Raw genomic sequence first — 24,866 nt, forward strand, 5'->3', positions numbered from 1 at the left:
GTCACAGCCTCGGTTCCGCGCGCGCGATCCTCCGCAGCAGCCCCGGCGCGAAGCGGTACAGCAGACGGGCGCCCCGGGCCTCCGGGGTCACCGGCGCCACCGCCCTGTTGCCCGCCACCGCGTCCAGGATCGCGCCGGCCACCTTCTCCGGCGGGTAGTTGCGCAGACCGTACAGGCGGGCCGTCTTCCGCCGGCGGCGGCGCTGTTCCTCCTCGTCGACCCCGGCGAAGCGGGCCGTGGAGGTGATGGCGGTGTTGACGAAGCCCGGGCAGACCGCCGTGACGCCGATGCCCTGGCCGGTCAGCTCGGCGCGCAGGCACTCGGAGAGCATCAGGACCGCCGCTTTGGAGGTGCTGTAGGCGGGCAGCGCGCGCGAGGGCTGGTAGGCGGCGGCCGACGCCACGTTGACGATGTGGCCGCCCTGGCCGCGCTCGGCCATCCGCGCGCCGAACAGCCGGCAGCCGTGGATCACCCCCCACAGGTTCACGTCCAGCACCTTGCGCCAGTCGTCGGTCGTCGTGGCGAAGAAGGAGCCCGCCAGACCGATGCCCGCGTTGTTGACCAGCACGTCCAGCACCCCGTACTCGTGGTGGACCTTCTCCGCGAGCTTCTCCATCGCCTGCTCGTCGGAGACGTCGGCCGGCTCCGCCCAGGCCTCGGGCGCGCCGGCCCGCCGGGACAGTCCGGCGGTGCGGGCGGCGGCCTCGGCGTCGCGGTCGACCGCGATCACGCGCGCACCGGCCTCGGCGAAGGCGCACGCCGTGGCCCGGCCGATCCCGCTGCCCGCGCCGGTGACCAGCACCAGCTGCCCGGCGAACCGGTCGGCGTGGCGCCCGGTGGCCGCCGGGGCGGGACGGCCATCCTCGGCGGAGGTCGCGAACTGCTCGATCCAGGCGGCCACCTGGTCGGGACGCGTGCGCGTGACCCAGTGCCCGGCCGGGATGGTGCGGCGGGTCAGCCGGGGCACCCACCGGTCCAGGTCGTCGTAGAGCCGCTCGGAGAGGAACGGGTCGTCCTCGGGGACGATGAGCTGCACGGGCGCGTGTGCGTACGCGTCCGGACGCGGCCTGCGCAGCCGGGCGCGGACGTTGTCCCGGTACAGCCAGGCGCCGTGCGCGGCGTCGGTGAGGAGTGAGGCGGTCGGGTAGTCGCCGCCCGGGACCCGCTCGACCCGCTTTAGGATCTTCGGCCAGAGCGTGCCGAGCGGCCCGCGCCAGGCAAGCTCCGGCAGGGCCGGCGTGTGCAGCGCGTAGACGTACCAGGACCTGGCGCCCTGGCCGAGGAGCTGGCTGACGCGGCGGGGCGTGGGGCGCTTCACGCGCGCGTTGAACCAGTGCCCGAGGTGGTCGAGGGACGGCCCGGAGATCGAGGTGAAGGAGGCGATACGGCCCTTCGTCCGGCTCGTGGTGACGAACTCCCAGGACTGCGTCGAGCCCCAGTCGTGCCCGACGAGGTGCACCGGCCGGTCCGGGCTGACCGCGTCCGCGACGGCCAGGAAGTCGTCGGTGAGCTTGGCGAGGGTGAAGCCCCCGTGCAGCGGCCGGGGCGCGGTGGAGCGGCCGTGGCCCCGGACGTCGTAGAGGACGACGTGAAAGCGGCCGGCGAGCCGGACGGCGACCTCGGACCACACCTCCTTGTTGTCCGGGTAGCCGTGCACCAGCACCACCGTCGGCCGGCCGGGGTCGCCCAGTTCGGCGACGCACAGCTCGACGCCGCCCGTGCGCACCCAGCGTTCGCGTGCACCCTTCAAGGTCACTCCTCCTCCGCCCAGCGCCGCGTGTGCGGCAGATCGTCGTCCAGCCGGAACGCGCTCTGTCCGGGGTCCCGGGAGTCGGTGACCACCAGGATCTCCTCGGTATCCGCCCCCGTCACCCCGAAGCCGGGGCGGGGGTCGCCCTCCGGACGCCCTTCAGGGACGGCGTGCCGGACCCGGACGGGCGGGGTGGCCCGTGGCGCCGCTCCACCCGGTCCACCCCGTGGGTGATCACCCCGACGGGACGGGCGAGGTGCCGGTTGCCGTAGTGCCTCGCACGCGCGCAGGGATCCCCGCGGTTCCACCGGGCGCCGCCTGGCCGGCCCCGTCGCCATGCTCCCGCCTCCATCGCCGTACGCGTCCGTAAGGTGACACCGGAGAATCTCGCACTTGTTAGACCGAGCGTCAACAGGGGTGCCCGTACCTCTCAAGGAGGGGGTCCCTTACGGGCCCCCTACACCTGGAGGCTGACGCGAAGACTGCTCTGCGGTCTGACGACGGACGTGGTCCGCGTCACTACCGTCGACGACGTGACTGTGATCGCGACCGAAAGCCTGAGCAAACGGTTCCCCCGGGTGACCGCGCTCGACCGGCTGTCCGTGGACATCGGACCCGGTGTGACCGGACTCGTCGGGGCCAACGGCGCCGGCAAGTCCACCCTGATCAAGATCCTGCTGGGTCTGTCCCCCGCCACGGAGGGCCGCGCCGAGGTGCTCGGCCTCGACGTCGCCGCCAAGGGCGCCGCCATCCGCGAACGCGTCGGGTACATGCCGGAGCACGACTGCCTGCCGCCGGACGTCTCGGCCACCGAGTTCGTCGTCCACATGGCGCGCATGTCCGGCCTGCCGCCCGCCGCCGCCCGCGAGCGCACCGCCGACACCCTGCGCCACGTCGGGCTGTACGAGGAGCGGTACCGCCCCATCGGCGGCTACTCGACCGGCATGAAGCAGCGGGTGAAGCTCGCGCAGGCGCTGGTGCACGACCCCCAGCTGGTCTTCCTGGACGAGCCGACCAACGGCCTCGACCCGGTCGGCCGCGACGACATGCTCGGCCTGATCCGCCGCATCCACACCGACTTCGGCATCTCGGTCCTCGTCACCTCCCACCTGCTCGGCGAGCTGGAACGCACCTGCGACCACGTCGTCGTCATCGACGGCGGCAAGCTGCTGCGCTCCAGCTCCACCACCGACTTCACCCAGACCACGACCACCCTCGCCGTCGAGGTCACCGACACCGACGAGCACCCCGACGGCACGCGTGCGCTGCGCGAGGCGCTGCACGCGCGCGGGATGAGCGTTGAGGCCGGCAGCGGCCTGCCGGGCGCCGGCCACATCCTGCTCCTGACGGCGCAGGGCGAGGAGACGTACGACCTGGTCCGTGACGTCGTCGCCGACCTGGGCCTCGGGCTGGTGCGCATGGAGCAGCGCCGGCACCACATCTCGGAGGTCTTCACCGAGGACGAGCAGCGGAAGGAGGCGGCCGTCCATGGCAGTTGAGCAGCCCCTGCCGGCATCCGCCGCGACCCCGGGCGACCAGACCCGCATCCACAACATCGGCTACCGCAACTACGACGGCCCCCGCCTCGGCCGCTCCTACGCCACCCGCTCCCTGTACTCGCAGTCCCTGCGCGGCGCCTACGGCCTCGGCCGCTCCGTGAAGTCCAAGGTGCTGCCGATGCTGCTGTTCGTGGTGATGTGCGTGCCCGCGGCCATCATGGTCGCCGTCGCGGTGGCCACCAAGGCCAGGGAACTGCCCGTCGACTACACGCGCTACGCGATCATCATGCAGGCCGTCATCAGCCTGTACGTCGCCTCGCAGGCGCCCCAGTCGGTCTCGCGGGACCTGCGTTTCAAGACCGTCCCGCTGTACTTCTCGCGGCCGATCGAGACCGCCGACTACGTCCGGGCGAAGTACGCGGCGCTGGCCTCCGCGATGTTCGTCCTCACGGCGGCCCCGCTGCTCGTCCTCTACGTGGGCGCGCTGCTGGCCAAGCTGGACTTCGCCGACCAGACCAAGGGATTCGCGCAGGGACTCGTCTCCGTGGCACTGCTCTCACTGCTCTTCGCCGGTATCGGCCTGGTCATCGCCTCGGTCACCCCGCGGCGCGGCTTCGGCATCGCGGCCGTCATCGCCGTACTGACCATCTCCTACGGCGCCGTCTCCACGCTTCAGGCCATCGCCGACGCCCAGAACAGCACCGGCGCCATCCCCTGGATCGGCCTCTTCTCGCCCGTCACCCTCATCGACGGCGTCCAGTCGGCCTTCCTCGGCGCGAGCTCGGCGTTCCCCGGCGCGGCCGGCCCCGGCAGCGGCGAGGGCGTGGTGTACGTCCTGGTCGTCCTGGGCCTGATCGCCGCCAGCTACGGCCTCCTGATGCGCCGCTACCAGAAGGCGGGACTGTGACCACGCCCACCCGTCCGGCCACCACCACCCTTCCAAGGAACGGGTCGCGCCCATGAGCACTCTCGTCATCGACCACGTCTCCCGCTGGTTCGGCAACGTGGTCGCCGTCAACGACATCACCATGACCATCGGTCCCGGCGTCACGGGCCTGCTCGGCCCCAACGGCGCCGGCAAGTCCACCCTCATCAACATGATGGGCGGCTTCCTCGCCCCCTCCACCGGCACCGTCACCCTCGACGGGCAGCAGGTCTGGCGCAACGAGGCGATCTACCGGCACATCGGGATCGTCCCCGAGCGCGAGGCGATGTACGACTTCCTCACCGGCCGTGAATTCGTCGTGGCCAACGCCGAACTGCACGGCCTCGGTGAGAAGGCCGCCCAGCGCGCCCTGGCGACGGTGGAGATGGAGTACGCGCAGGACCGCAGGATCGCGACGTACTCCAAGGGCATGCGCCAGCGCGTGAAGATGGCGTCCGCCCTGGTCCACGACCCCTCGCTGCTCCTGCTGGACGAGCCCTTCAACGGCATGGACCCGCGCCAGCGCATGCAGCTCATGGACCTGCTGCGGCGCATGGGCGACGAGGGCCGCACCGTGCTGTTCTCGTCCCACATCCTCGAAGAGGTCGAGCAGCTCGCCTGGCACATCGAGGTCGTGGTCGCCGGACGGCACGCGGCCAGCGGTGACTTCCGCAGGATCCGCCGCCTGATGACCGACCGCCCGCACCGCTACCTGGTCCGCTCCAGCGACGACCGGGCCCTCGCGGCCGCGCTGATCGCCGACCCCTCGACGGCCGGCATCGAGGTCGACCTCGCCGAGGGCGCCCTGCGCATCCAGGCCGTCGACTTCGGCCGCTTCACCGCCCTGCTGCCGAAGGTCGCCAGGGACCACGGCATCCGGCTCCTCACGGTCTCGCCGTCCGACGAGTCCCTGGAGTCCGTCTTCTCGTACCTGGTCGCGGCGTAGGAGGCCGAAGATGTACGACCCCACCGTCGCCCGGCTCACCTACCGGGCCCTGCTCGGCCGCCGCAGGGCCCTCATCCTCGGTGCGCTCCCGCTGCTCCTGATCGTGATCTCCGTGGCCGTCCGCGCCCTGACCGGAGCCGACGACCAGACGGCCTCGGACGTCCTCGGCGGCTTCGCGCTGGCCACCATGGTGCCGATCATCGGCGTCATCGCCGGCACCGGCGCGATCGGCCCGGAGATCGACGACGGCTCCGTCGTCTACCTGCTGTCGAAGCCGATCAAGCGCCCCACGATCATCTTCACCAAACTGATCGTCGCCATCGCCGTGACCATGGTCTTCTCGGCGGTGCCGACCCTGGTCGCCGGCCTGATCCTGAACGGCAACGGCCAGCAGATCGCGGTCGCCTACACGGTCGCCGCGCTGGTCTCCTCCATCGCCTACTCGGCGCTCTTCCTGCTGCTCGGCACGGTCTCCCGGCACGCGGTGGTCTTCGGGCTCGTCTACGCCCTGGTCTGGGAGGCGCTGTTCGGCTCCCTGGTGCCGGGCGCGCGCACGCTGAGCGTCCAGCAGTGGTCGCTGGCCGTCGCGCACAAGCTGGCCGGCGGGGACCTGGTGACCTCGGACGTGGGCCTGCCGACGGCCACCGTGCTGCTGGTGGCGGTCACCGTGCTGGCCACCTGGTACGCCGGCCAGAAACTGCGGTCGCTGACGCTCGCGGGCGAGGAGTGACGGGGCCCTGCCCTGACGGGGGCTTCACCCCGGCCCGCGCACACTGGGCTCAGCGGACGTACAAGCAGGAGGCCGGAGATGGCTGAGGAGACGCCGGGACACGAGAAGCGGGAGCGCACCGGCGAGGACGTGTGGGACGACGTCGCCTTGGACGAGTCGTTCGTCCGGGCGGCCGGGATCTGTGAGCCGTCGGCCCGGGCCCGGATGCTCGCCGCGCGCTGGCGGGCCGAGGCCCCCGAGCCCCGGCCCTGGCGCTCCGACGAGCCGCCGGCCGGCTGGTTCTTCGGCAAGGCGCGGCGCCGCAGGTGGCGCCGCCGGTAGCGGTCGCCCGCCCGCTCCTCATATATCGGTGGCGCCCGGCTCCGGCGCGGGGCACAGTGATTGTGCCCCATACGCCGGGATCGTCCCGGCGTCACCGACTGGGAGCGTCTCCGTGAGGCCACGGGGACTGCCCGGAGCGGCCGCTTCGAGCACGCGATGTCGCTCTCGCGTGGGCCGCCCACCCAGCCGTTGCCACGGGGGCCCGGCCGCAGCGGTGGCCGGGCCCCCTGGCTCCGGGCCGGGTCGGACCGGCTGACGCCGGCAGCCGCACCGGTGACCGGGCTCCGGCGCGCTCACCACGGACGGCGGCCCGGGCACCCGGTTCGACGGCGACGGCAGGTGGTCACCGACGTCACCCCGGCGAGGCGCGGTGGCAGGACCCGCGAGCCCGGCATGATCGAGCGGGAGGCCTAGCCGAGCAGACGCTCCAGTACGACCGCGATCCCGTCCTCCTCGTTGGAGGACGTGATCTCGTCGGCCACCGCCCGCAGTTCCGCGTGGGCGTTGGCCATGGCCACGCCGCGGGCGGCCCAGGCGAACATCGGGATGTCGTTGGGCATGTCGCCGAAGGCGATCGTGTCGGCGGCCTTCAGGCCCAGGCGGCGGGCGGCCAGGGACAGTCCCGTGGCCTTGGACAGGCCGAGCGGGAGCAGCTCGACGATGCCCTCGCCCGCCATGGCCACCGTGACGAAGCCGCCGGCCGTCTGCCGGGCCACCTCCGCCAGCTCGTCGTCGCCCAGCGTCGGATGCTGTATGTAGATCTTGTTCAGGGGCGCCGTCCAGAGGTCGGAGGCGTCCGTGAAGGGGGTGGCGGGGAGCTTGCCGGTGACCGCGTAGCCCGGCCCCACCAGCACTTCGCCGTCCAGGCCGTCCCGGCTGGCCGCCAGGTACAGCGGACCCACCTCGGCCTCGATCTTGGCCAGCGCCACGCCCGCGAGCTGCCGGTCCAGGGTGACCGAGGTCAGCAGGCGGTGGGAGCCGGCGTCGTACACCTGGGCGCCCTGACCGCAGACGGCGAGACCGTCGTAGCCGAGGTCGTCCAGGATGGGCCGGGTCCAGGGGACCGCGCGGCCGGTGACGACGATGTGCGCGGCGCCCGCCGCGGTGGCCGCGGCGAGCGCGTCGCGGGTGCGCTGCGAGACCGAGTCGTCGGAACGCAGGAGCGTCCCGTCGAGATCGGTGGCGATCAGCCGGTACGGGAACGCGGTCACTTGGCGACCGGCTCCAGCACCTCACGGCCGCCCAGGTAGGGGCGCAGCACCTCGGGGACCCGGACGGAACCGTCGGCCTGCTGGTGGTTCTCCAGGATCGCCACGATGGTGCGCGGTACGGCGCACAGCGTGCCGTTGAGGGTGGCGAGCGGCTTGACCTGCTTGCCGTCGCGCATCCGGATGGACAGCCGGCGGGACTGGAACTCGGTGCAGTCCGAGGTCGAGGTCAGCTCGCGGTACTTGCCCTGGGTCGGGATCCACGCCTCGCAGTCGAACTTGCGGGCGGCCGAGGAGCCGAGGTCACCGGAGGCCACGTCGATGACGCGGAACGGCAGCTCCAGCGAGGTCAGCCACTGCTTCTCCCACTCCAGCAGGCGCTGGTGCTCGGCCTGCGAGTCCTCGGGGGCGACGTACGAGAACATCTCGACCTTGTCGAACTGGTGCACGCGGAAGATGCCCCGGGTGTCCTTGCCGTGCGAGCCGGCCTCGCGGCGGAAGCACGGGGAGAAGCCCGCGTACCGCAGCGGCAGCCGGTCCGCGTCGATGATCTCGTCCATGTGGTACGCGGCGAGCGGGACCTCGGAGGTGCCGACCAGGTACAGGTCGTCCTTGTCGAGGTGGTAGACGTCCTGGGCGGCCTGGCCGAGGAAGCCGGTGCCGGCCATGGACTGCGGGCGGACCAGCGCCGGGGTGAGCATCGGCGTGAAGCCGGCGGCGGTGGCCTGGGCGATCGCCGCGTTCACCAGGGCCAGCTCCAGCAGGGCGCCGACACCGGTGAGGAAGTAGAAGCGGGATCCGGAGACCTTGGCGCCGCGCTCGACGTCGATCGCGCCGAGCAGCTGGCCCAGCTCCAGGTGGTCCTTGGGCTCGAAGCCCTCGGCGCCGAAGTCGCGGATCGTGCCGTGCGTCTCCAGCGTGACGAAGTCCTCCTCGCCGCCGACGGGCACGTCGGGGTGGACGAGGTTGCCGAGCCTGAGCAGCAGCTCCTGGGTCTCGGCGTCGGCGGCGTCGCGCTCGGCGTCGGCGGCCTTCACGTCCGCCTTCAGCTGCTCGGCGCGGCCCAGCAGTTCGGCCTTCTCCTCGGCGGTGGCCTTGGGGATCAGCTTGCCGAGCTGCTTCTGCTCGGCGCGCAGCTCGTCGAAGCGGACGCCGGAGGACCTGCGCCGCTCGTCGGCAGACAGGAGGGCGTCGACGAGCGCGACGTCCTCTCCACGGGCGCGCTGGGACGCGCGCACACGGTCGGGGTCCTCACGGAGCAGGCGAAGGTCAATCACGAGGGCAAGGCTACCGGTGCGGCGTCGCGGCTCACGAATCACCAAACCGGGGAGTTCTGATTCGCGGCGTACGTTCCGTTATGCGGTAATTGCCGCGAGTGCTGCGCTGTGCGGCCCGTACGCCCCGCCGGGCGTCAAGGGAAAAGTGTCTCACTCCCTGGGACGGGCCACGCCCCGAGCGTGCGGTTGACCCGACTTCCTTGTGGAGAACGGGATTTGGCGGCCTGGTTGTCCACAGCGATCCACACCCTCCGGGAAGTTATCCACAGGCTGTGTGGAAGATCTGTGGACGTCGGAATTGATCACTCCGAAAAGAGTGCGCGGACGGAAGAATTCCCGGGTCAAACCGCACTGACGCCCACTTTCGGGTGGAAAACGGTCGCCCCAAAAGATGAACCAAAGGAAACGGATGGACGAAGGGTGAGTCGGCCGCCGGTGGCCTCGGGTAGGGCTTCCAGGGCGATTTGTCGACCCTGTGGTACCGCTCTGTCGACTTGTCCCCAGGTCGAGAAGGGCACCTGTGGATAACTTCTGTGGATAACGTTCGTTCGCAGGTACGACCGGTCGGCGTTCGTGGGTACGACCCGCTAGAACCGGCCGTCCTGGCAGCGCGCCACCCAGTCCGCCGCCGCCATGAACTCCTCGTCCGACGTTCCGGGCAGCGTCGGACGGGCCCCGCCCGGCGCGATGTCCGCGCGCGGATAGGAACCGAGGAAACGCACCTGGAGGCAGATCCGCCGCAGGCCCGTCAACGCCTCCGCCATCCGCCGGTCGGCGATGTGCCCCTCGGCGTCGATGCAGAAGCAGTAGTTGCCGATGCCGGCGCCGGTCGGGCGCGACTGGAGCAGCATGAGGTTGATGCCGCGCGAGGCGAACTCGCCGAGCAGGTCGCGCAGGCCGCCGGGGTGGTCGTCCCGCTGCCACAGCACCACGGAGGTCTTGTCGGTACCGCTGGGCGCGGCCGGCCGGGCCGGACGGCCGACCAGCACGAACCGGGTCTGCGCGTTCTCCGCGTCGTGGATCCCGGTCTCCAGCGCTTCGAGACCGTACCGGGCGGCGGCGAACTCGCCGGCGAAGGCGGCGTCGTAGCGGCCCTCCTGGACCAGACGGGCGGCGTCGGCGTTGGAGGCCGCCGACTCCCAGGCGGCCTCCGGGAGGTTCGTGCGCAGCCAGTTGCGCACCTGTGGCTGGGCCGCCGGGTGGGCGGAGACCGTCTTGACGTCCGCGAGTTCCGTGCCGGGGCGCACCAGCAGCGCGAAGGTGATCGACAGCAGCACCTCGCGGTAGATCATCAGGGGCTCGCCCGCGACCAGTTCGTCGAGGGTGGTGGTGATGCCGCCCTCGACGGAGTTCTCGATCGGCACGAACGCGGCCTCGGCCTCGCCGGTCCGGACCGCGTCCAGCGCGGACTGCACCGAGACGTACGGGATCAGCTCCCGGGTGGCCGCCTCCGGAAGCGTGCGCAGGGCGACCTCCGTGAAGGTGCCCTCCGGGCCGAGATAGGCGTAGCTCGCTGGCATGTCCTCACCCTAATGGCCGCCGGACCGGTCGGCTGAGGCATCCGGCGACAACCACTCGACCGGGTGGTTTGAACCCCGGTCTACCCGGCCTACGGCTGGTTCGCCCGTCGGTTCCCCGGTTCACCCCTCCAGCAGGCGCTGCCCCACGTACTCCCCCTTCGCCGCCCCGCCCGGCACCGCGAACAGGCCGCTCGCCTCGTGCCGGATGTACCGCGACAGCGCGTCACCCCGGTCGAGCTTGCGCTGCACCGGGACGAAGCCGCGCAGGGGGTCCGCCTGCCAGCAGATGAACAGGAGACCGGCGTCGGGCGTGCCGTCCGCGTCGATGCCGTCGTGGTAGGAGAACGGGCGCCGCAGCATGGCCGCGCCGCCGTTCTTCTCGGGCCGGGTGATCCGGGCGTGCGCGTTGAGCGGGACGACGTAACCGCCCTGGGCGTCGGTCTTCTCCAGGTCCATCGGGGTCGTCTCGTCGCCGCCGGACAGCGGTGCCCCATCGGCCTTGCGGCGCCCGATGACCTGCTCCTGCGCGGTGAGCGAGAGCTTCTCCCAGTCGTCGAGGAGCATGCGGATACGGCGTACGACCGCGTAGGAGCCGCCGGCCATCCAGGCCGGCTCGCCCGGGTCCGGCACGAAGATCCGCCGGTCGAAGTCGGTGTCCGTGGGCTTGGGGTTGCGGGTGCCGTCGAGCTGGCCCATGAGGTTGCGGGCCGTCATGGGGCGGGCGGTGGCGCCCGGGCTGCGGTTGAAGCCGTTCATCTGCCAGCGCACCCGTGCGGCCGAGCCCGCGTCCTTCTGGATCGCGCGCAGGGCGTGGAAGGCGACCAGGGCGTCGTCCGCGCCGATCTGCACCCACAGATCGCCGTCGCTGCGGGACTTGTCGAGGTGGTCGGAGGAGAAGTCCGGCAGCGGGTCGAGCGCGGCGGGCCGCTGCTTCTCCAGGCCCGTCCTGCCGAAGAAGCTGTGTCCGAAGCCGAAGGTGAGGGTCAGCGAGGAGGGTCCCGCGTCCCGGGCCACATCGGTGTCGCCGTGCGGGGCGGCCTCGCCCGCCATCAGCCGCTCGGCGGTCGTGGACCAGCGGCGCAGCAGGGCCGCCGCTTCCTTGCGGCCCGCGCCCGCCGCCAGGTCGAAGGCGACGAGGTGGCCGCGCGCCTGGAGACCGTCGGTGATACCGGGCTGATGTTTCCCGTGAAACATCGCCCGCCCCGCACCCACCGAGGTGAGCGGAGTCGCCCCGGCGGGCGCGGAGGCGTAGCCCACGGCGCCGCCGGCCGTGCCGAGCACGAGCCCGGTGGCGCCGGCGGTGCCGAGCAGGGCGCGCCGCGAGATGCCGCTCGCCCCGGACACGGGCTCCGCCGTCGGCGTCTCGGGCGTACGGGCCTGGGGGATGGACTGGTCGGGCATGGTGTGGTTCAGCCGATCTGAGCGTTCTTGGAGACGGTCACCTGGTCGATGTCGGAGGTGCGGACCGTGACGGCGATCTTCCAGTCGCCGGCCATGGGGATCTGCACTCCGCTCGCCGACCAGTGACCGGTGGTGATGTGGTCGGGGTTCACGGGAAGCGGACCGATCTTCTTCGCCTCCTGGGTGAAGGAGACCTTCACCTCCGGGACGTCGAAGGCCCGGCCGTTGGGACGCTGGACGTAGACGTGCATCTCGTTGCCGCCCACGCGCGCGGGGTCGAGGTCGATGCTGACGACGCCCTTGCCGTCGGTGCCGCCGGTGTCGAACGGCATGTCCAGGGTGAGCGCGCCGGACGTCGCCGAGGTGCCGGAGCCCGCCGACGTGGAGGTGGCCGCCTTGGCCTCCTGTTCGGTGCGGCCCGGCTCGGTCTGCGTCAGCGCGGTGGTGACGGCGAGCAGCACGAGGGCGACTCCGGCCTCGGCGAGCACCGAGCGGCGCAGGCCGAAGCGGTTCGGGTCGCCGTCCCGCAGCCGCTTCGCCCGGGCGGCGTCGGCGGCGGCGCGCTGCCGGGCGAGCTGGGCGGCGCGCCGGCTGTCCCGGGAACCGGCGCCGGTGCCCTTGCCGCCGGTCGCCTTGGAGGCGGCGACCTGCTCCTTGCGGGCCTCGGCCTTCTCCGTCCTCCCGGTGCGGACGGCCGGGTCGGTGAGCCGTCCCGTCCACCGCCGGGACACGGCCGCGATGCCCACCAGCACCGCCACCAGCCCGATCTTGACCAGCAGCAGCTGTCCGTACCGGGTCTCGGTGAACGCCGACCAGGAGCCGAGCTGCCGCCAGGACTGGTAGACGCCGGTGACGACGAGGGCGAGGACGCTGCCGAAGGCCACCCGGGAGAAGCGCTGTACGGCGGCGGCCTCGACCGGCATCTCGGCGGGTGCCCGGTACAGCGCGGTCAGCAGGGCGGTGAGGCCGCCGAGCCAGGCGGCGACGGCCAGCAGGTGGACGACGTCGACCGGCATGGCGATGCCCGGCTGGAGCCCGGTCGAGGCGTGCTCGGCCATGGCCCAGCTGGTGGCGAGCCCGGCCGCGACGACCACGCCGCCGACGGCGAGCCCGAAGGTCAGGTCGCGTTTCTCCTCGCCTTCGTCGCGCCGGGTGTAGGCGCCGAAGAGGACGGCGACGAACAGCGCCGCGGCGGCGAGCAGCAGCAGCCGGGACACGAGCGCGGCACCGGTCTTCGTCTGCAGCACCTGGCCGAGCAGTTCTAGGTCGAAGACGTCGGCGAACTTCCCGGAGCCGGTGTACGCGCCGCGCAGGAGCAGCAGCCACAGGGTGGCCGCCGTCAGCGCGATCCAGCCGCCGACGACCAGGCGCTGAAGGGGCCGTACGCCCGCGCCGCGCCGCCAGCAGGCGAGCACGAAGGCCGCGCCGCCGGCGAGCACGATGAACCCGGCGTAGGACACGTACCGGCCGAACGCGTAGAGCCCGCCCACGACCCCGCCGCCCGCAACCGGGCCGGTGCCGGAGACGACGGTCTGCGAGGGCGCCCCGATGGAGAAGGTGTAGGCGCCGGCGACGGGATGGCTGTCCGCGGAGACGACCTGGTAGGTGACGGTGTACGTGCCGTCGGCCAGGCCGCTCCTGAGCCGCACGGAATACGTCGTGCCGCTCACGTTGGCCGGGCTGCCGGTCTGCACCGGCTTGCCCTTGGGGTCGAGGACGCGCAGGGAGTCGTCGTTCAGGGCCACCTTCTCGGAGAAGGTGAGCGACACCTGGGTGGGTGCCTTGGCGGCCACCACCCCCTGCGCGGGGTCGCTGCCGGTCAGCGCCGCGTGGGCGGAGGCCGGTCCGGCGCCCGCCAGCAGCGCGCCGGTGACGGCGATGAACAGCAGCATCAGGATCCGCACGCGGGGGGCGATGGTCCGGGTCACGGTGGTCCCTCCCTCAGTGGCCGGTCGACGGGTTGTACGTGGCGGACTTCACGGGCATCTCGACGGTGACCGGCCCGGACTTGCTGAAGGTGAGCTTCACGGTGACCGTCTGGCCCTGCTTCGGCGCACGCTTCAGCCGCTCGAACATCAGATGGTTGCCGCCGCTTCGGAACACCAGCCGTCCGTGGGCCGGTATCGCGAAGGAGGACTTCTGCGTCATGGCCCCGCCGACCGTGCTGTGCATGGTCACCTCGCCGGCGACGTCACTGGTGACCGAGGTCAGTTCGTCCCCGGCCCCGCCCTTGTTGGTGATCGTCAGGAACCCGGCGGCCATGTCCGCGGAGACGGGCTGGGGCATGTAGGAGGAGCCGACGGACAGCTCGGCCCGGCCCGGCTCCGAGCCGGACCCGGAGCAGGCGGTGAGGGCCAGGGCCGCGGCGAGCGCGCCCGTGGTCAGGACGGCGGCGCGGCACCTCACGGGGTGGCTCCCTCGACGAGCTTGGGCAGGTCCTTGGTGTAGTCGTCGACGGTGGTGTCCTCGCCGTAGAGGACGTACCCGGCGTCGGTCTTCGGCGAGAAGGCGACGACCTGGGTGCCGTGGACGGAGACGAGCTTGCCGTTCTTGTCCTTCGTCGTCGGTTCCACGGAGATGCCGACGGACCGGGCGCCGGCCTGGATCTTGGCGAAGTCGCCGGTCAGGCCGATGAACTGCGGGTCGATGCCCTTGAGCCACTTGCCCAGCTCGGCCGGGGTGTCGCGGCCGGGGTCGGTGGTGACGAACACGACCCGGAGGTCGTTCTGCTCGGCCTTGGGCAGCGCCTTCTTGGCGACGGCGATGTTGCTCATCGTCGTCGGGCAGATGTCGGGGCAGTGCGTGTAGCCGAAGTAGACCAGGGTCGGGTGTCCCTGGGTCGCCTTGCGGAGGTCGTACTTCTTGCCGTGGGTGTCGGTGAGGACCAGGTCCGGCTTGTCGAACGGCTGGTCCAGCACGGTGGCGGCCTTGTCCGCGTCCGACCCTCCGGAGACCACGGTGACCGGCGGCTTGCCGTCGTCGCCGCTGCCGCAGGCGGAGAGGGTCAAGGTGGCGGCGGCGAGCAGCACGGCCGCGGTGAACGTCTTCTTGCGCATAGAGAAATGTCCCAGATGTGTGTACTCCGGCGCGCACCGGGGTCGTGCGACGGTCCGGGTGGCGGGGTGGTACGGCCCCCGGTGCGCGCGGTGGAACGGAGGGTCAGGCGGCGGTCCGGCGGCGGCCCGCGAGGACGCCGTAGGCCACGCCCGCGACGCCGACGACGATGCCGACCACGCCGAGCACGCGCGCGGTGGTGTCACTGTCGTCGCCGGAGTCCGCGGCGGCGGCCGTCTGCCCGGTCTTCTCGGCGGTCTTCTCGGCGCTCGCCGTGCCGTGGTGGTCGTCGGTGGCGGCGGACAGCTCCAGGACCGGGGCCGGGTTCTCCGGCTCGTCCTGGCCCTCCTGCGGCACCTCGATCCAGCGGACGACCTCCTTGTTGGAGTACGTCTGGACCGCCTTGAAGACCAGCTGGTCGGTGTTCTCGGGCAGCGCGCCCAGGGAGAGCGGGAACTTCTGGAAGTAGCCGGGCTCGATGCCCTTGCCGTCGGAGGTCCAGGTGACCTTGGTGACGGCCTCGTCGATCTTCTCGCCGTGCATGGTCAGCGGCTTGGCCAGCTTGGACTTGGTGATGTCGATCTTCCAGCCCGGGATCGCCTCCGGCATCACCGAGGCGATCGGGTGGTCGGCCGGGAAGTTCACCTCGACCTTGGTCGTCGAGGCGTTGTCACGCTCGTTCGGGACCTTGAAGTCCACGACCGCGTAGCCGCCCTTGGCCGCGGTGCCCTCCGGCTGCACGGAGACGTGCGCGAAGGCGGGGGCGGACAGGGTGAGGACGGCCGTGCCCGCGACAGCGGCGGCGGCGGCGATACGAGAAGCCTTCATGAAGGAAGCACTCCACTTCGAGTGGGAACCGGTGATGAAGAGGGATACGCGCGTGTGCCCCGTGATGTGGCAGTGCGGCACCGAAATCGGCCGTTCGGCTGACCGGGAACGTGCACGCGCGCGTGCCGCGCGTCGGCGGCGCACCGGGTCCGTGTCGGGAAGTGGTGGCCGCGTCAGGCGGCGAGGAGGAGGGCGGCGGCGGGCGGGCCGCGCCGGATCACCGTGTGCTGGAGTACGGCGGTGTGCGGGGCCGGTGCCCCGTCCCGGTCGGGACGCGGGCCGCGCGGGCCCGGCCCGGTGGCGGGCAGCAGCCCGGCGCACAGGGCGCGTGTCAGCGCGAGAGCCGCGCGCAGGGATCGTACGAGCGCCCCCTCCGCGACTCCATGCGCCGACAGCTCGATCAGCCGCAGCACCGCGAGATCCCCGCGGCGCAGCAGCCAGCCGGCGGCGACGGCCGCGAGCACGTGGCCGAGCAGCATCGGCAGCGAGGGCAGCAGGCCGGCCGAGGCGCCGGCGGCGTCGTGGACGTGCTCGTAGCCGGCCAGGGCGGAGGACGTCGGCCGGCCGGCGCGGTCGATGAGACGCGCGTCGAGCAGCAGGCGGAAGGCGTGTCCCGGGGTGAGGGACGCGGCGGTCGAGCCGCACACGAGCCGCGCGGCCCGCTCGACCAGCGCGCTGTCGCTCAGCGCGGCGCCCGCCGGCCCGCCGGCCGCCGGCCCCGTCGCGCCCGTCGACATCCCGGCGGAGGCCATCGTCATCCCGTGCTGGCCCAGCCCGAACAGGGTGTGCAGCACGGTCTGGCCGAGGGCGAGGAGCACGGCGATGCCCGGCAGCGAGCGGGCCCGCCCGGCGAGCGGTGCCACGAGCAGCAGGGCGCCGAGGAAGCCCGCGCCGAGCGTCCACAGCGGCACGGGCGCGCAGGAGGCCAGGGAGTGCCCGCCCGCGGCCAGCGCGACGCAGACCGCGGCGAACACCGCGGCCCGCAGGATCCGGAGCCCGGCTCCGGAGTGCGCCGTGCGCGGGTGGGGGGCAGTCATGGCGGGGTCATCATCGCACTGCCCTCACCGCGCGCCTACGGCAGGGCGCCTGAGGCGCCCCTCATACACCGATTCCTCCCCCGGCGCATCGGCCGGATGGGCGCAGACACGTCGACGCAGTGCTTACGGCCGCCTACGGGCGGCAATACGTAACGGTATGTCGAGCCGCGGCCGGGAGGCTGGAGCATGAGCATCTGGTGGTCACTCCATCTGCGGCGCGAGGCCGCCAGCGTGCCGCTCGCCCGGCGACTGCTGATCGGCACGATGGAGACGGCGGGAGTCGACCCGGAGATCTCCTACGACCTGTCCGTCGCCCTGAGCGAGGCCTGCGCCAACGCCGTCGAGCACGGCGGGGACACCGCCCGCGGCGCCCCGGAGGCGTACCGGGTGACCGCCTACCTCGACGGGGAGAAGTGCCGTATCGAGGTGACCGACGCGGGTCCCGGCTTCACCCGTCCGGCCGACACCCGGCCGGCCCGCCCCGACGCCGAGCACGGCCGCGGCCTCTGTCTCATCCGCGAACTGGCCGACCACGTGCACATCGGCCCGAAGTCCGGCCGGGGCGGGACGGTCGTCAGCTTCGACAAGATCCTCAAATGGCGCAAGGACCCGTCCCTGCTCACGGCCTAGCGGTCGCCCTGCCGGTGCCGCCGACCTGTCCGAGGACCTTCGCCAGCGTCTCCAGGGCCTCCGGGTACAGCCGCTCCCTGGGGGTGCCGTAGCCGACGACCAGGCCCTGGGGCCGGCCGGGGCCCGGCGTGTGCCAGTGGTCGCCGAGCGCGCCCAGCGCCAGTCCCTCCGCCTCCGCGCGTTCCAGGACGGCCGCCTCGTCCGGCACCTCGATCAGCGCGTGCAGCCCGGCCGCGATCCCGCGCACGCTCCGGCGCGCCCCCAGCCGGTCCAGCAACTGGTCCCGGCGCCGCCGGTAGCGCAGCCGGCACGCGCGCACGTGGCGGTCGTACGCGTGGCTGTCGATCAGCTCGGCGAGCGCGAGCTGGCCGATGGTCTCGGTGTGGTGGTCGCTGTGCAGTTTGGCGTCGGCGACCGCGTCGACCAGGTGCGGCGGCAGCACCATCCAGCCGAGCCGCAGCGCCGGGCCGAGGGTCTTGGAGGCGGTGCCCAGGTACACCACCTGGCCCGGCGCCATCCCCTGCACCGCGCCCACGGGCTGGCGGTCGTAGCGGAACTCGCCGTCGTAGTCGTCCTCGACGATCAGCCCGCCGCGCGCGCGTGCCCAGTCGGTGAGCGCCCGGCGCCGCTCGGGGTGCAGGGTCACCCCGGTCGGGTACTGGTGGGCCGGCGTGACCACCACGGCCGCGGCCCCGTCCAGCTCCTCGGGGCGTACCCCGCGCGCGTCGACCGGCACCGGCAGGACCGTTCCGCCGTTGTGCCGCACCACCTCCCGGTGGAAGGGCAGACCCGGGTCCTCCATGGCGACGGCGGCGCCGTCCAGCACCCGCGTGAGCAGCGCCAGGCCCTGCACGTAGCCCGAGGTGATGACGATCCGCTCCGGCGGCGCCAGCACCCCGCGCGCCCGCCCCAGGTAGCCGGAGAGCGCGGTGCGCAGCTCGATCCGGCCGCGCGGGTCGCCGTAGTCGTACGCCAGCGAGGGTGCCGTCGCTATGGCGCGGCGCAGCGCCCGCAGCCAGGCCGCCGCCGGGAACGCGCCGACGTCCGGACTGCCCGGGCGCAGGTCGAGGCGTGGCGCCCGGGCGCGCGTGTCCGTGCCCGGCTCCTCCGCCTGCACGGCGGGCAGTTCGGCGACCCGGGTGCCCGAGCCCTGCCGTGCCGTCAGGTAGCCCTCGGCGACCAGCTGGTCGTAGGCGGCCTTCGCGGTGCCGCGGGAGATCCCGAGGTCGGTCGCGAGCCGCCGGGTGGCCGGCAGGCGGGTGCCCGGCCCGAGCCGCCCGTCCCGTACGGCGTCCCTGAGGGCCCGTTCGAGCCCTGCCCGGCGCCCGTCGGCCGCGTCGGGTTCGAGATGCAGGTCGACACCGACGCCCGACCAGAAGTCGTCCACGTTTCCACCCCCGTCACTGCCCGCGCCCCGAGCGGGCGCGGGGAACCCCGCGGCCGGCCACGGCGCCACCCGCAGACGAAATGGCCGGGCACCTCCCCGGTACCCGGCCATTCAAACGCAGATCAGCCCTTCAGGGAGGCCATCCACGATTCGACCTCGTCCGACCGCCGGGGCAGCGCGGCGCTCAGGTTCCGGTTGCCGTCCTCCGTCACGAGGATGTCGTCCTCGATCCGGACGCCGATGCCCCGGTACTCCTCCGGCACGGTCAGGTCGTCGGCCTGGAAGTACAGCCCCGGCTCGACGGTGAGCACCATGCCCGGCTCCAGCGTGCCGTCCACGTACGTCTCGGTCCGCGCGGCGGCGCAGTCGTGGACGTCCATGCCGAGCATGTGCCCGGTGCCGTGCAGGGTCCAGCGGCGCTGGAGGCCCAGCTCCAGGACCCGCTCGACCGGGCCCTCGACCAGGCCCCACTCGACGAGCCTCTCGGCCAGCACCCGCTGCGCGGCGTCGTGGAAGTCGCGGTACTTGGCGCCCGGCTTCACGGCCGCGATACCGGCCTCCTGGGCCTCGTACACGGCGTCGTAGATCTTCCTCTGGATCTCGCTGTACGTGCCGCCGACCGGCAGCGTGCGCGTGACGTCGGCGGTGTAGAGGGTGTGGGTCTCCACGCCGGCGTCCAGCAGCAGCAGGTCGCCGGAGCGGACCGGGCCGTCGTTGCGGACCCAGTGCAGGGTGCAGGCGTGCGGGCCGGCCGCGCAGATGGAGCCGTAGCCGACGTCGTTGCCCTCCACGCGCGCGCGCAGGAAGAACGTGCCCTCGATGTAGCGCTCGCTCGTCGCCTCGGCCTTGTCGAGGACCTTGACGACGTCCTCGAAGCCGCGCACCGTCGAGTCGACGGCCTTCTGCAGCTCGCCGATCTCGAACTCGTCCTTGACGAGACGGGCCTCGGAGAGGAAGACGCGCAGCTCCTCGTCGCGCTCGGCGGTGACCTTGTCGGTCAGGGCCGCCTCGATGCCGGCGTCGTGGCCGCGCACCACACGGACCGGGCCGGTGGCCTCGCGGAGCTTGTCGGCCAGCTCCCGCACGTCGGCGGCCGGGATGCCGTACAGCGCCTCGGACTCGGTGAGGGAGTGCCGGCGGCCGACCCACAGCTCGCCCTGGCCGGAGAGCCAGAACTCGCCGTTCTCGCGGTCGGAGCGCGGCAGCAGGTAGAGGGTGGCCTCGTGGCCGTCGCCCCTGGGCTCCAGCACCAGGACGCCGTCCTCGGTCTGGTTGCCGGTGAGGTAGGCGTACTCGACGGAGGCGCGGAAGGGGTACTCGGTGTCGTTCGAGCGGGTCTTCAGGTTGCCCGCCGGGATCACCAGGCGCTCGCCCGGGAAGCGTGCGGAGAGCGCGGCGCGGCGGCGCGCGGTCTCGGTGGCCTGCGGGATCGGCTCCAGGTCACGCAGCTCCGTGTCGGCCCAGCCGGACTTCATGTTCTCGGCAAGCTCGTCGGAGACGCCCGGGTACAGGCCGTTCTTCCGCTGCTTGACGGTCTCCTCGGCCTCGGTCTCCGGGCCCTCCGCGGTAGCGGAGTCGGGGACGGCCGGGTTGAGCTCGTCGGACACGTGATCCTCCTCGATACGCCAGTGATCTCCCCCGGGGGCCCGCGACGCTCCTGCTTGTGGCCGGGCGGGGACCACCATCATCGTACGGTCGTACCAGGAGCGGGCGGGGGCGGATGACCTGTTATGCCCGGTCATGCCGGCCGCCCGGAGCGCGCGGCTCAGTCGAAGCGGGCCGCCAGCAGGACCACGTCCTCCTCGCTGTCGGCCGCGTCCAGGCCGTCCGGCAGGACCGCGCGCAGGACGTGGTCGGCGACGGCTCCCGGATCCTGCCGCAGCGCGCGCGGAACACCCGCGGCGGCGGCGTGCAGCCGGGCGAAGGCCCGGTCCATCGGGTCGCCGGTGCGGTGCAGCAGCCCGTCGGTGTACAGCAGGACCGTCTCGCCGGCCTCCGCCTGGATCTCCGCGCTGGGCGCCTCCCAGCAGGCGAGCATGCCGAGCGGCGCGGAGACGGAGGTCTCGGCGAACTCGGTGCGCCGCTCGCCGATCAGCAGCGGCGGACTGTGCCCGGCACCGGCCAGGGTGACCTTGCGCACGGCGGGCTCGCAGTAGGCGAACAGCGCGGTGGCCGAGCGGGCCGGCTCGGTCAGCCGCAGCAGCAGCTCCAGGTCGGACAGGACGGCGACCGGGTCCTCGCCCTCCATCACGGCGTACGCGCGCAGGGAGGCGCGCAGCCGCCCCATGGCGGCCACCGCGCTCGGCCCGGAGCCGGTGACCGAGCCGACCGAGAGGCCGAGGGCGGCCTCCGGCAGCGGCAGGGCGTCGTACCAGTCCCCGCCGCCGCGCGGGCCGGTGCGGTGCCGGGCGGCCAGCTGGACGCCGGGCACCCGGGGCAGCCGGGCGGGCAGCAGTTCCCCGGTGAGGGTCGCCACGCACGCGCGCGTGCGCTCCACCTCCAGTAGCCGGGCGAGGTGCTCGGTGGCGTGCCGGACGTACAGGCCCGCCAGGTGGCGCCGGCGCTCGTGCGGTTCGGCCGGTTCGTCGTAGAGCCAGACGACGGCGCCGAGACGGCCGGCGGACTCGGTGGCGAGCGGGAGGGAGTAGCTGGCGGCGTAGCCGAGGCGGGCGGCCACCTCGCGGTGGCGCGGGTCCAGGCCGTCCTCGGCGAACAGGTCGGCGTGCACGGTCTCGGCGGCGCCGCTGGTGTCGTACGGCAGGGCGGCGCGCGGCACGGTCTCGAGGTGGCCGAGATCGGCGGGGCCGAGGCCGAGACCGAGGGTGGTGCGGGGGCCGTCGCCGTCGGCGGGCTCCAGGACGGCCAGGCCGCGGCGGGCGCCGACCAGGGCGGCGCCGCCGCGCAGGAGTTCGTGCAGCGCGGGGTCGAGGGCGCTCGTGCGGGAGAGGCGCTCGGTGAGTTCGTGGAGGGTCGTGAGGTCGGAGACCCAGCCGGCCAGCCGGTCCTGGAGCAGGGCGCCGGGGGCGGGGCTGTGCGGCGCGGGGACCGCGGGGGCGGGACCCGAGGCGGGGGAGGCGGGTGCGGCAGTGTGGGCGGAAGTGGAAACTGTTGAATCGATTCCAGCCACTTTCGGAGGGTGCGGGGCGTTCATGGCGTCCGGCCTTCAGACCGGTGCGTATTGCTCAGAAGCATCGCAAACCCCCATGTCATTCTGCGCCGCTAGCAGTGTCTCCACATGTACACGCACTCGTGAGGGGATGTCCAGCATTGTCCTGCGGGGATTCCTGGTGTCCATGAGGTTGGTGAGGGTTTTCCTCGAACCCCTTGCCTTACTGCCAAGTTGGCTCAAAACTGCCTTAGGTATCGGTTCATTGCGGTCGACTGGCCTTGCTCCACGGAGCGTCACAGCGGTCGTGATGGGTACGTACTCGGAGAAGGCCAGGGGTGGTTGGGGGCCACCCGGAACCTGGCGACGGACCCGGGCGTCATAGCCACCGACGGCCGAGCCCCATCCTCCCGTGGCGGAGGCGGAGAGAAACACGCGCGACGGCAAAACGCCAGACTTCGCCACCCCCGCGCCGCAACCGTGCTTTTGATGGACGCACTATGGACGCGGACGCGGCCAACGCTCGACCCCCCCGGGGTTCCCCCTGCCGTGCGCGGGGGTGTGATGCGCCAACAGGTACGCCCAGTGAAGTGATCGACACATGGTGTGATGTGGCCCACGGTGTTGCCAGCGGTGCAACGGAAAGGAACGAGCGCTCATGCGCGAGATCCTCGGAAGGCGACGCAGGCTTCTGTCCAGGCGTAAAGACGGCAGGCCCGAACTGATCGGCGCGGCCCTGACCTTCGCGACGCAGTGGCAGTGGCCGGTGCTCCCCGGAGTGGCGCCGGACCCGCAGGGGCGGGCCCGCTGCGCCTGCCCCGACCCGGAGTGCACGGTGCCCGGCGCGCACCCCTTCGACCCCGGCCTGCTCGCCGCCACCACCGACGCGCGCATGGTGCGCTGGTGGTGGACCAACCGGCCGGCCGCCCCGATCGTCCTGGCCACCGGGGGCAAGGCGCCCTGCGCGGTCAGCCTGCCGGCGCTCGCCGCCTCCCGCGCCCTCGCCCTGCTCGACCGGCGCGGCATGCGGCTCGGACCGGTGATCGCCTCGCCCACCCGCTGGGCGCTGCTCGTCAAGCCGTACTCCATGGAGCAGCTCGGCGAACTGCTCTACGCCAAGGACTTCGTCCCCGGCTCCCTGCGCTTCCACGGCGAGGGCGGCTATCTCGCGCTGCCCCCGTCCGAGACCGGCCAGGGCGCCGTCCGCTGGGAGCGCGCGCCGCTGCCCGGGTCGGCCGCGCCGTGGGTGCCCGACGTGGAGGCCGTCGTGGACGCTGTGGTCGACGCCCTCACTCGTACGGGTGTGAGCGCGCCCGAGTTGTAGGGGTGTCGGGCGCGGGCGGGGCGGGCGAGCCCCGCTCGCTCGTTATCGTCCGCATATGCAGCGTCAACCCGGCGGCCATGGCGCCCCACGGCCGCACCGCGCGCCACGGCCGCACCGAGGCCGGCGGAACCACCGAAAGCCCGACCCCCGGCGGCTCCGGCTGCTCGCCCTCGCGGGCTTCGTGGCGGCCATGGCCGCGCTGCCGCTGGCCGTGGCCTCCGCGCGGCAGGCGGGCGACACCGGCCGGGCCGCCGTACCGGCCGCCTCCCGCGGTGACGCCGGGACCCGCCCCCACACCGGCAGCCGCTCCCCCCGCCTGCTCGGCCTGGGGCTCGCCACCGCCGCCCGCTGCGGGCCCGAACTGACCTCGCCCGAGGGCATCGAGGCGCAGACCTGTGTGCTGACGCGGGGCGAGGACACCTGGGCGCGCACCTACTACCGCAACGCCACCGGCGCTTCTCTGGACTCCGTGCTGAGCCTCATGGGTCCGGACGACCGGACCGTGCAGACGCGCTGCGCCACCGGGGCCGACGACGAGCCCGCCACCTGTGAGACGCCGCGCGAGCGCAGCCGGGGCGGACCGGACGCCTACACGGCCGTCACCGAGTTCGCCGAGCACGGCCCGGCGGGGGCACTGCTGCTCCGCTCCGGCAGCAACTCCTGACCCGACAGGGGGAGTTGACGGCCGGCGACCGCGCGGCGCACCGCATGCGGGCATGGAAAGACCCGGTTGCTGGCGACGGGGGATGCACCAGCAACCGGGCTACTGGAACGGTAACAAGAGATCGGCGGTTCGCAAATTCCGGGTTGGCTATTCGGACACCGATTGCCCTGTCCGAACCGGGAGTTGTGACAGGAGTCACCTGCCGTACGGTCCGGTGTCACGGCTGACCGACCAGTCAGCCGTGACACCCGGGCGCGGGCGTCAGCTCAGCGTGACCTGCCGGTTGGTCAGGCCGCCGCGCGCCCGGCGCTCGTCCGGAGTCAGCGGCTCCCGCACGGCGAGGGCGGCGGCGAGGCGCTCGGCGAACTCGGCGGCCGGCTTCTCCACGTCCTCCGCGGTGACGCCGGTCGGCAGGTCCCAGACCGGCACGATCAGGCCGTGAGCACGGAAGGAGCCCACGAGCCGGGTGCCCTCGCCGAGGCTGGACCGGCCCGCCGCGTGCAACCGCGCGAGGGCGTCCAGAAGCTGCTCCTCCGGGTGGGGCATGACCCAGCGCAGATGGTTCTTCTCCGGGGTCTCGCACCAGTACGCGGCGTCCACGCCGGACAGCTTCACGGTCGGGATGGCGGCGGCGTTGGCCCGCTCCAGGGAGGCCGCCACCTCCGGCGTGGCGTTCTCCGCGTCCGGCACCCAGAACTCGAAGCCGCTGTGCACGACCGGCTCGAACGCGCCCTCGGGGTCGAGCAGATCCTGCAGGCGCGGACCCTCGGCGGGGGCCCGGCGGCCCTGCACCGGGGTGCCGGGCGCGGCCTCAAGCGCCCGCAGCAGCGTGTCGGCGAGGTCGCGGCTGATGTCACCGGACGCCGTGTCGTTCTGCAGGCCGAGCAGCACCGAGCCGTCGTCGCGGCGCAGCGCGGGCCAGGCCATCGGCAGCACGGTGGCCAGGGTGACCGACGGGACGCCCTCGGGCAGGCCGTCGCGCAGGGTCAGCCCGGCCGTCGCGGCCGGGACCAGTTCGCGCAGCGCGACCCAGTCGCACTCGCCGGGCAGTCCCTCGAACGGGCGCTGCACCAGCTCGGTCGCGGCGTGCGCGGCGGTCCGGCCGTGGCAGGCCTTGTAGCGCCGCCCGCTGCCGCAGGGGCAGGGTTCGCGGGCGCCGACAACCGGGATCTCCCCGTCGATCGGCTGCGGCTTGGCCTTCGTCTGGGGTCGCTTCTTGGCCATGGTGGGTGTCTCCCGGTTACGGCTCTTCTCGTACG

At 72.9% G+C, this 24,866-nt stretch carries 22 protein-coding genes and 1 pseudogene; 8 read left to right on the top strand and 15 right to left on the bottom strand.

Annotated elements, in window-relative coordinates:
- Nucleotide 1 precedes the first annotated feature (1 nt).
- Together LG395_RS06205 and LG395_RS06210 are read right to left on the bottom strand one after the other, a co-directional pair.
- Nucleotides 2–1,750: an SDR family oxidoreductase gene (locus tag LG395_RS06205; RefSeq protein ID WP_225808716.1), complete on the bottom strand. Its 1,749-nt coding sequence runs from the start codon at nt 1,748–1,750 to the stop codon at nt 2–4.
- A 2-nt stretch (nt 1,751–1,752) separates the two neighbouring features.
- Nucleotides 1,753–2,021, bottom strand: a pseudogene (locus tag LG395_RS06210) (M24 family metallopeptidase); the annotation flags it as partial.
- 268 nt (nt 2,022–2,289) lie between these two features.
- Between LG395_RS06210 and LG395_RS06215 the strand changes: the two are divergent.
- The 5 genes from LG395_RS06215 to LG395_RS06235 all read left to right on the top strand — a co-directional run bounded on the left by LG395_RS06215 (nt 2,290) and on the right by LG395_RS06235 (nt 6,171).
- A complete protein-coding gene (locus tag LG395_RS06215; RefSeq protein ID WP_225808798.1) occupies nt 2,290–3,249 on the top strand; it encodes an ABC transporter ATP-binding protein in 960 nt (319 codons plus the stop codon).
- Nucleotides 3,239–4,156, top strand: coding sequence for an ABC transporter permease (locus LG395_RS06220; RefSeq protein ID WP_225808717.1), 918 nt, complete (start codon nt 3,239–3,241; stop codon nt 4,154–4,156). Before LG395_RS06215 ends, LG395_RS06220 begins: the two co-directional genes overlap by 11 nt.
- Nucleotides 4,157–4,208: 52 nt before the next feature.
- Nucleotides 4,209–5,120 carry an ABC transporter ATP-binding protein gene (locus LG395_RS06225; RefSeq protein ID WP_171154768.1) on the top strand — a complete coding sequence of 304 codons (912 nt, stop codon included), beginning with the start codon at nt 4,209–4,211 and terminating at the stop codon, nt 5,118–5,120.
- 10 nt (nt 5,121–5,130) lie between these two features.
- Entirely contained in the window at nt 5,131–5,850 is a 720-nt protein-coding gene (locus tag LG395_RS06230; RefSeq protein WP_171154770.1) for an ABC transporter permease subunit, read from the top strand.
- Between the two features lie 78 nt (nt 5,851–5,928).
- Complete coding sequence (locus LG395_RS06235) at nt 5,929–6,171, top strand: SGM_3592 family protein (protein WP_225808718.1); 243 nt, start codon at nt 5,929–5,931, stop codon at nt 6,169–6,171.
- Between the two features lie 410 nt (nt 6,172–6,581).
- Here LG395_RS06235 and LG395_RS06240 read toward each other — a convergent pair whose 3' ends face one another.
- The 9 genes from LG395_RS06240 to LG395_RS06280 all read right to left on the bottom strand — a co-directional run bounded on the left by LG395_RS06240 (nt 6,582) and on the right by LG395_RS06280 (nt 16,496).
- Complete coding sequence (locus LG395_RS06240; protein ID WP_225808719.1) at nt 6,582–7,382, bottom strand: HAD family hydrolase; 801 nt, start codon at nt 7,380–7,382, stop codon at nt 6,582–6,584.
- A complete protein-coding gene (gene serS / locus LG395_RS06245) occupies nt 7,379–8,656 on the bottom strand; it encodes a serine--tRNA ligase (RefSeq protein WP_171154776.1) in 1,278 nt (425 codons plus the stop codon). The genes LG395_RS06240 and serS overlap by 4 nt, the downstream gene beginning before the upstream one ends.
- 587 nt (nt 8,657–9,243) lie before the next feature.
- A complete protein-coding gene (gene pheA / locus LG395_RS06250; RefSeq protein WP_225808720.1) occupies nt 9,244–10,176 on the bottom strand; it encodes a prephenate dehydratase in 933 nt (310 codons plus the stop codon).
- 120 nt (nt 10,177–10,296) lie between these two features.
- Nucleotides 10,297–11,577, bottom strand: coding sequence for an iron uptake transporter deferrochelatase/peroxidase subunit (gene efeB / locus LG395_RS06255; RefSeq protein WP_225808721.1), 1,281 nt, complete (start codon nt 11,575–11,577; stop codon nt 10,297–10,299).
- Between the two features lie 8 nt (nt 11,578–11,585).
- Nucleotides 11,586–13,505 carry a copper resistance CopC/CopD family protein gene (locus LG395_RS06260; RefSeq protein WP_225808722.1) on the bottom strand — a complete coding sequence of 640 codons (1,920 nt, stop codon included), beginning with the start codon at nt 13,503–13,505 and terminating at the stop codon, nt 11,586–11,588.
- 13 nt (nt 13,506–13,518) lie between these two features.
- The gene (locus tag LG395_RS06265) at nt 13,519–13,983 is read right to left on the bottom strand and encodes a copper chaperone PCu(A)C (protein ID WP_171154783.1); all 465 of its coding nucleotides are present in this window, start codon (nt 13,981–13,983) and stop codon (nt 13,519–13,521) included.
- Nucleotides 13,980–14,633 carry an SCO family protein gene (locus LG395_RS06270; protein WP_171154784.1) on the bottom strand — a complete coding sequence of 218 codons (654 nt, stop codon included), beginning with the start codon at nt 14,631–14,633 and terminating at the stop codon, nt 13,980–13,982. The genes LG395_RS06265 and LG395_RS06270 overlap by 4 nt, the downstream gene beginning before the upstream one ends.
- A gap of 103 nt (nt 14,634–14,736) precedes the next feature.
- Nucleotides 14,737–15,459 (bottom strand): YcnI family copper-binding membrane protein, encoded by a 723-nt coding sequence (locus tag LG395_RS06275; RefSeq protein ID WP_171154786.1) that lies wholly within the window; start codon nt 15,457–15,459, stop codon nt 14,737–14,739.
- Nucleotides 15,460–15,632: 173 nt separating this feature from the next.
- Nucleotides 15,633–16,496: a hypothetical protein gene (locus LG395_RS06280; protein WP_225808723.1), complete on the bottom strand. Its 864-nt coding sequence runs from the start codon at nt 16,494–16,496 to the stop codon at nt 15,633–15,635.
- Between the two features lie 186 nt (nt 16,497–16,682).
- Between LG395_RS06280 and LG395_RS06285 the strand changes: the two genes are divergently transcribed.
- Nucleotides 16,683–17,126: an ATP-binding protein gene (locus LG395_RS06285; protein ID WP_225808724.1), complete on the top strand. Its 444-nt coding sequence runs from the start codon at nt 16,683–16,685 to the stop codon at nt 17,124–17,126.
- Here the strand turns inward: LG395_RS06285 and pdxR are convergent.
- The 3 genes from pdxR to LG395_RS06300 all read right to left on the bottom strand — a co-directional run bounded on the left by pdxR (nt 17,116) and on the right by LG395_RS06300 (nt 21,664).
- Nucleotides 17,116–18,513 (bottom strand): MocR-like pyridoxine biosynthesis transcription factor PdxR, encoded by a 1,398-nt coding sequence (gene pdxR, locus LG395_RS06290; RefSeq protein WP_225808725.1) that lies wholly within the window; start codon nt 18,511–18,513, stop codon nt 17,116–17,118. The genes LG395_RS06285 and pdxR overlap by 11 nt on opposite strands.
- 122 nt (nt 18,514–18,635) lie before the next feature.
- Entirely contained in the window at nt 18,636–20,120 is a 1,485-nt protein-coding gene (locus LG395_RS06295; RefSeq protein WP_225808726.1) for an aminopeptidase P family protein, read from the bottom strand.
- 158 nt (nt 20,121–20,278) lie between these two features.
- Nucleotides 20,279–21,664, bottom strand: a complete 1,386-nt coding sequence (locus LG395_RS06300; RefSeq protein ID WP_225808727.1) for a PP2C family protein-serine/threonine phosphatase — start codon at nt 21,662–21,664, stop codon at nt 20,279–20,281.
- A 613-nt stretch (nt 21,665–22,277) separates the two neighbouring features.
- On the opposite strand from LG395_RS06300, the gene LG395_RS06305 reads away from it, so the two are divergent.
- Entirely contained in the window at nt 22,278–22,943 is a 666-nt protein-coding gene (locus LG395_RS06305) for a bifunctional DNA primase/polymerase (protein ID WP_171154798.1), read from the top strand.
- Between the two features lie 55 nt (nt 22,944–22,998).
- A complete protein-coding gene (locus LG395_RS06310) occupies nt 22,999–23,607 on the top strand; it encodes a hypothetical protein (RefSeq protein ID WP_372463207.1) in 609 nt (202 codons plus the stop codon).
- A gap of 261 nt (nt 23,608–23,868) precedes the next feature.
- Here LG395_RS06310 and LG395_RS06315 read toward each other — a convergent pair whose 3' ends face one another.
- Nucleotides 23,869–24,831: a DUF5926 family protein gene (locus LG395_RS06315; RefSeq protein WP_225808728.1), complete on the bottom strand. Its 963-nt coding sequence runs from the start codon at nt 24,829–24,831 to the stop codon at nt 23,869–23,871.
- Nucleotides 24,832–24,866: the final 35 nt, after the last annotated feature.

The sequence above is a fragment of the Streptomyces spinosus genome (genome assembly GCF_020400655.1).
GTDB lineage: Bacteria > Actinomycetota > Actinomycetes > Streptomycetales > Streptomycetaceae > Streptomyces > Streptomyces argyrophylli.

Coding starts and splice junctions, on each gene's coding strand:
- LG395_RS06220 (WP_225808717.1), top strand. CDS start 3,239: ATGGCAGTTGAGCAGCCCCTGCCGGCATCCGCCGCGACCCCGGGCGAC.
- LG395_RS06225 (WP_171154768.1), top strand. CDS start 4,209: ATGAGCACTCTCGTCATCGACCACGTCTCCCGCTGGTTCGGCAACGTG.
- LG395_RS06230 (WP_171154770.1), top strand. CDS start 5,131: ATGTACGACCCCACCGTCGCCCGGCTCACCTACCGGGCCCTGCTCGGC.
- LG395_RS06235 (WP_225808718.1), top strand. CDS start 5,929: ATGGCTGAGGAGACGCCGGGACACGAGAAGCGGGAGCGCACCGGCGAG.
- pheA (WP_225808720.1), bottom strand. CDS start 10,176: ATGCCAGCGAGCTACGCCTATCTCGGCCCGGAGGGCACCTTCACGGAG.
- efeB (WP_225808721.1), bottom strand. CDS start 11,577: ATGCCCGACCAGTCCATCCCCCAGGCCCGTACGCCCGAGACGCCGACG.
- LG395_RS06270 (WP_171154784.1), bottom strand. CDS start 14,633: ATGCGCAAGAAGACGTTCACCGCGGCCGTGCTGCTCGCCGCCGCCACC.
- LG395_RS06275 (WP_171154786.1), bottom strand. CDS start 15,459: ATGAAGGCTTCTCGTATCGCCGCCGCCGCCGCTGTCGCGGGCACGGCC.
- LG395_RS06280 (WP_225808723.1), bottom strand. CDS start 16,496: ATGACTGCCCCCCACCCGCGCACGGCGCACTCCGGAGCCGGGCTCCGG.
- LG395_RS06285 (WP_225808724.1), top strand. CDS start 16,683: ATGAGCATCTGGTGGTCACTCCATCTGCGGCGCGAGGCCGCCAGCGTG.
- LG395_RS06300 (WP_225808727.1), bottom strand. CDS start 21,664: ATGAACGCCCCGCACCCTCCGAAAGTGGCTGGAATCGATTCAACAGTT.
- LG395_RS06305 (WP_171154798.1), top strand. CDS start 22,278: ATGCGCGAGATCCTCGGAAGGCGACGCAGGCTTCTGTCCAGGCGTAAA.
- LG395_RS06310 (WP_372463207.1), top strand. CDS start 22,999: ATGCAGCGTCAACCCGGCGGCCATGGCGCCCCACGGCCGCACCGCGCG.
- LG395_RS06315 (WP_225808728.1), bottom strand. CDS start 24,831: ATGGCCAAGAAGCGACCCCAGACGAAGGCCAAGCCGCAGCCGATCGAC.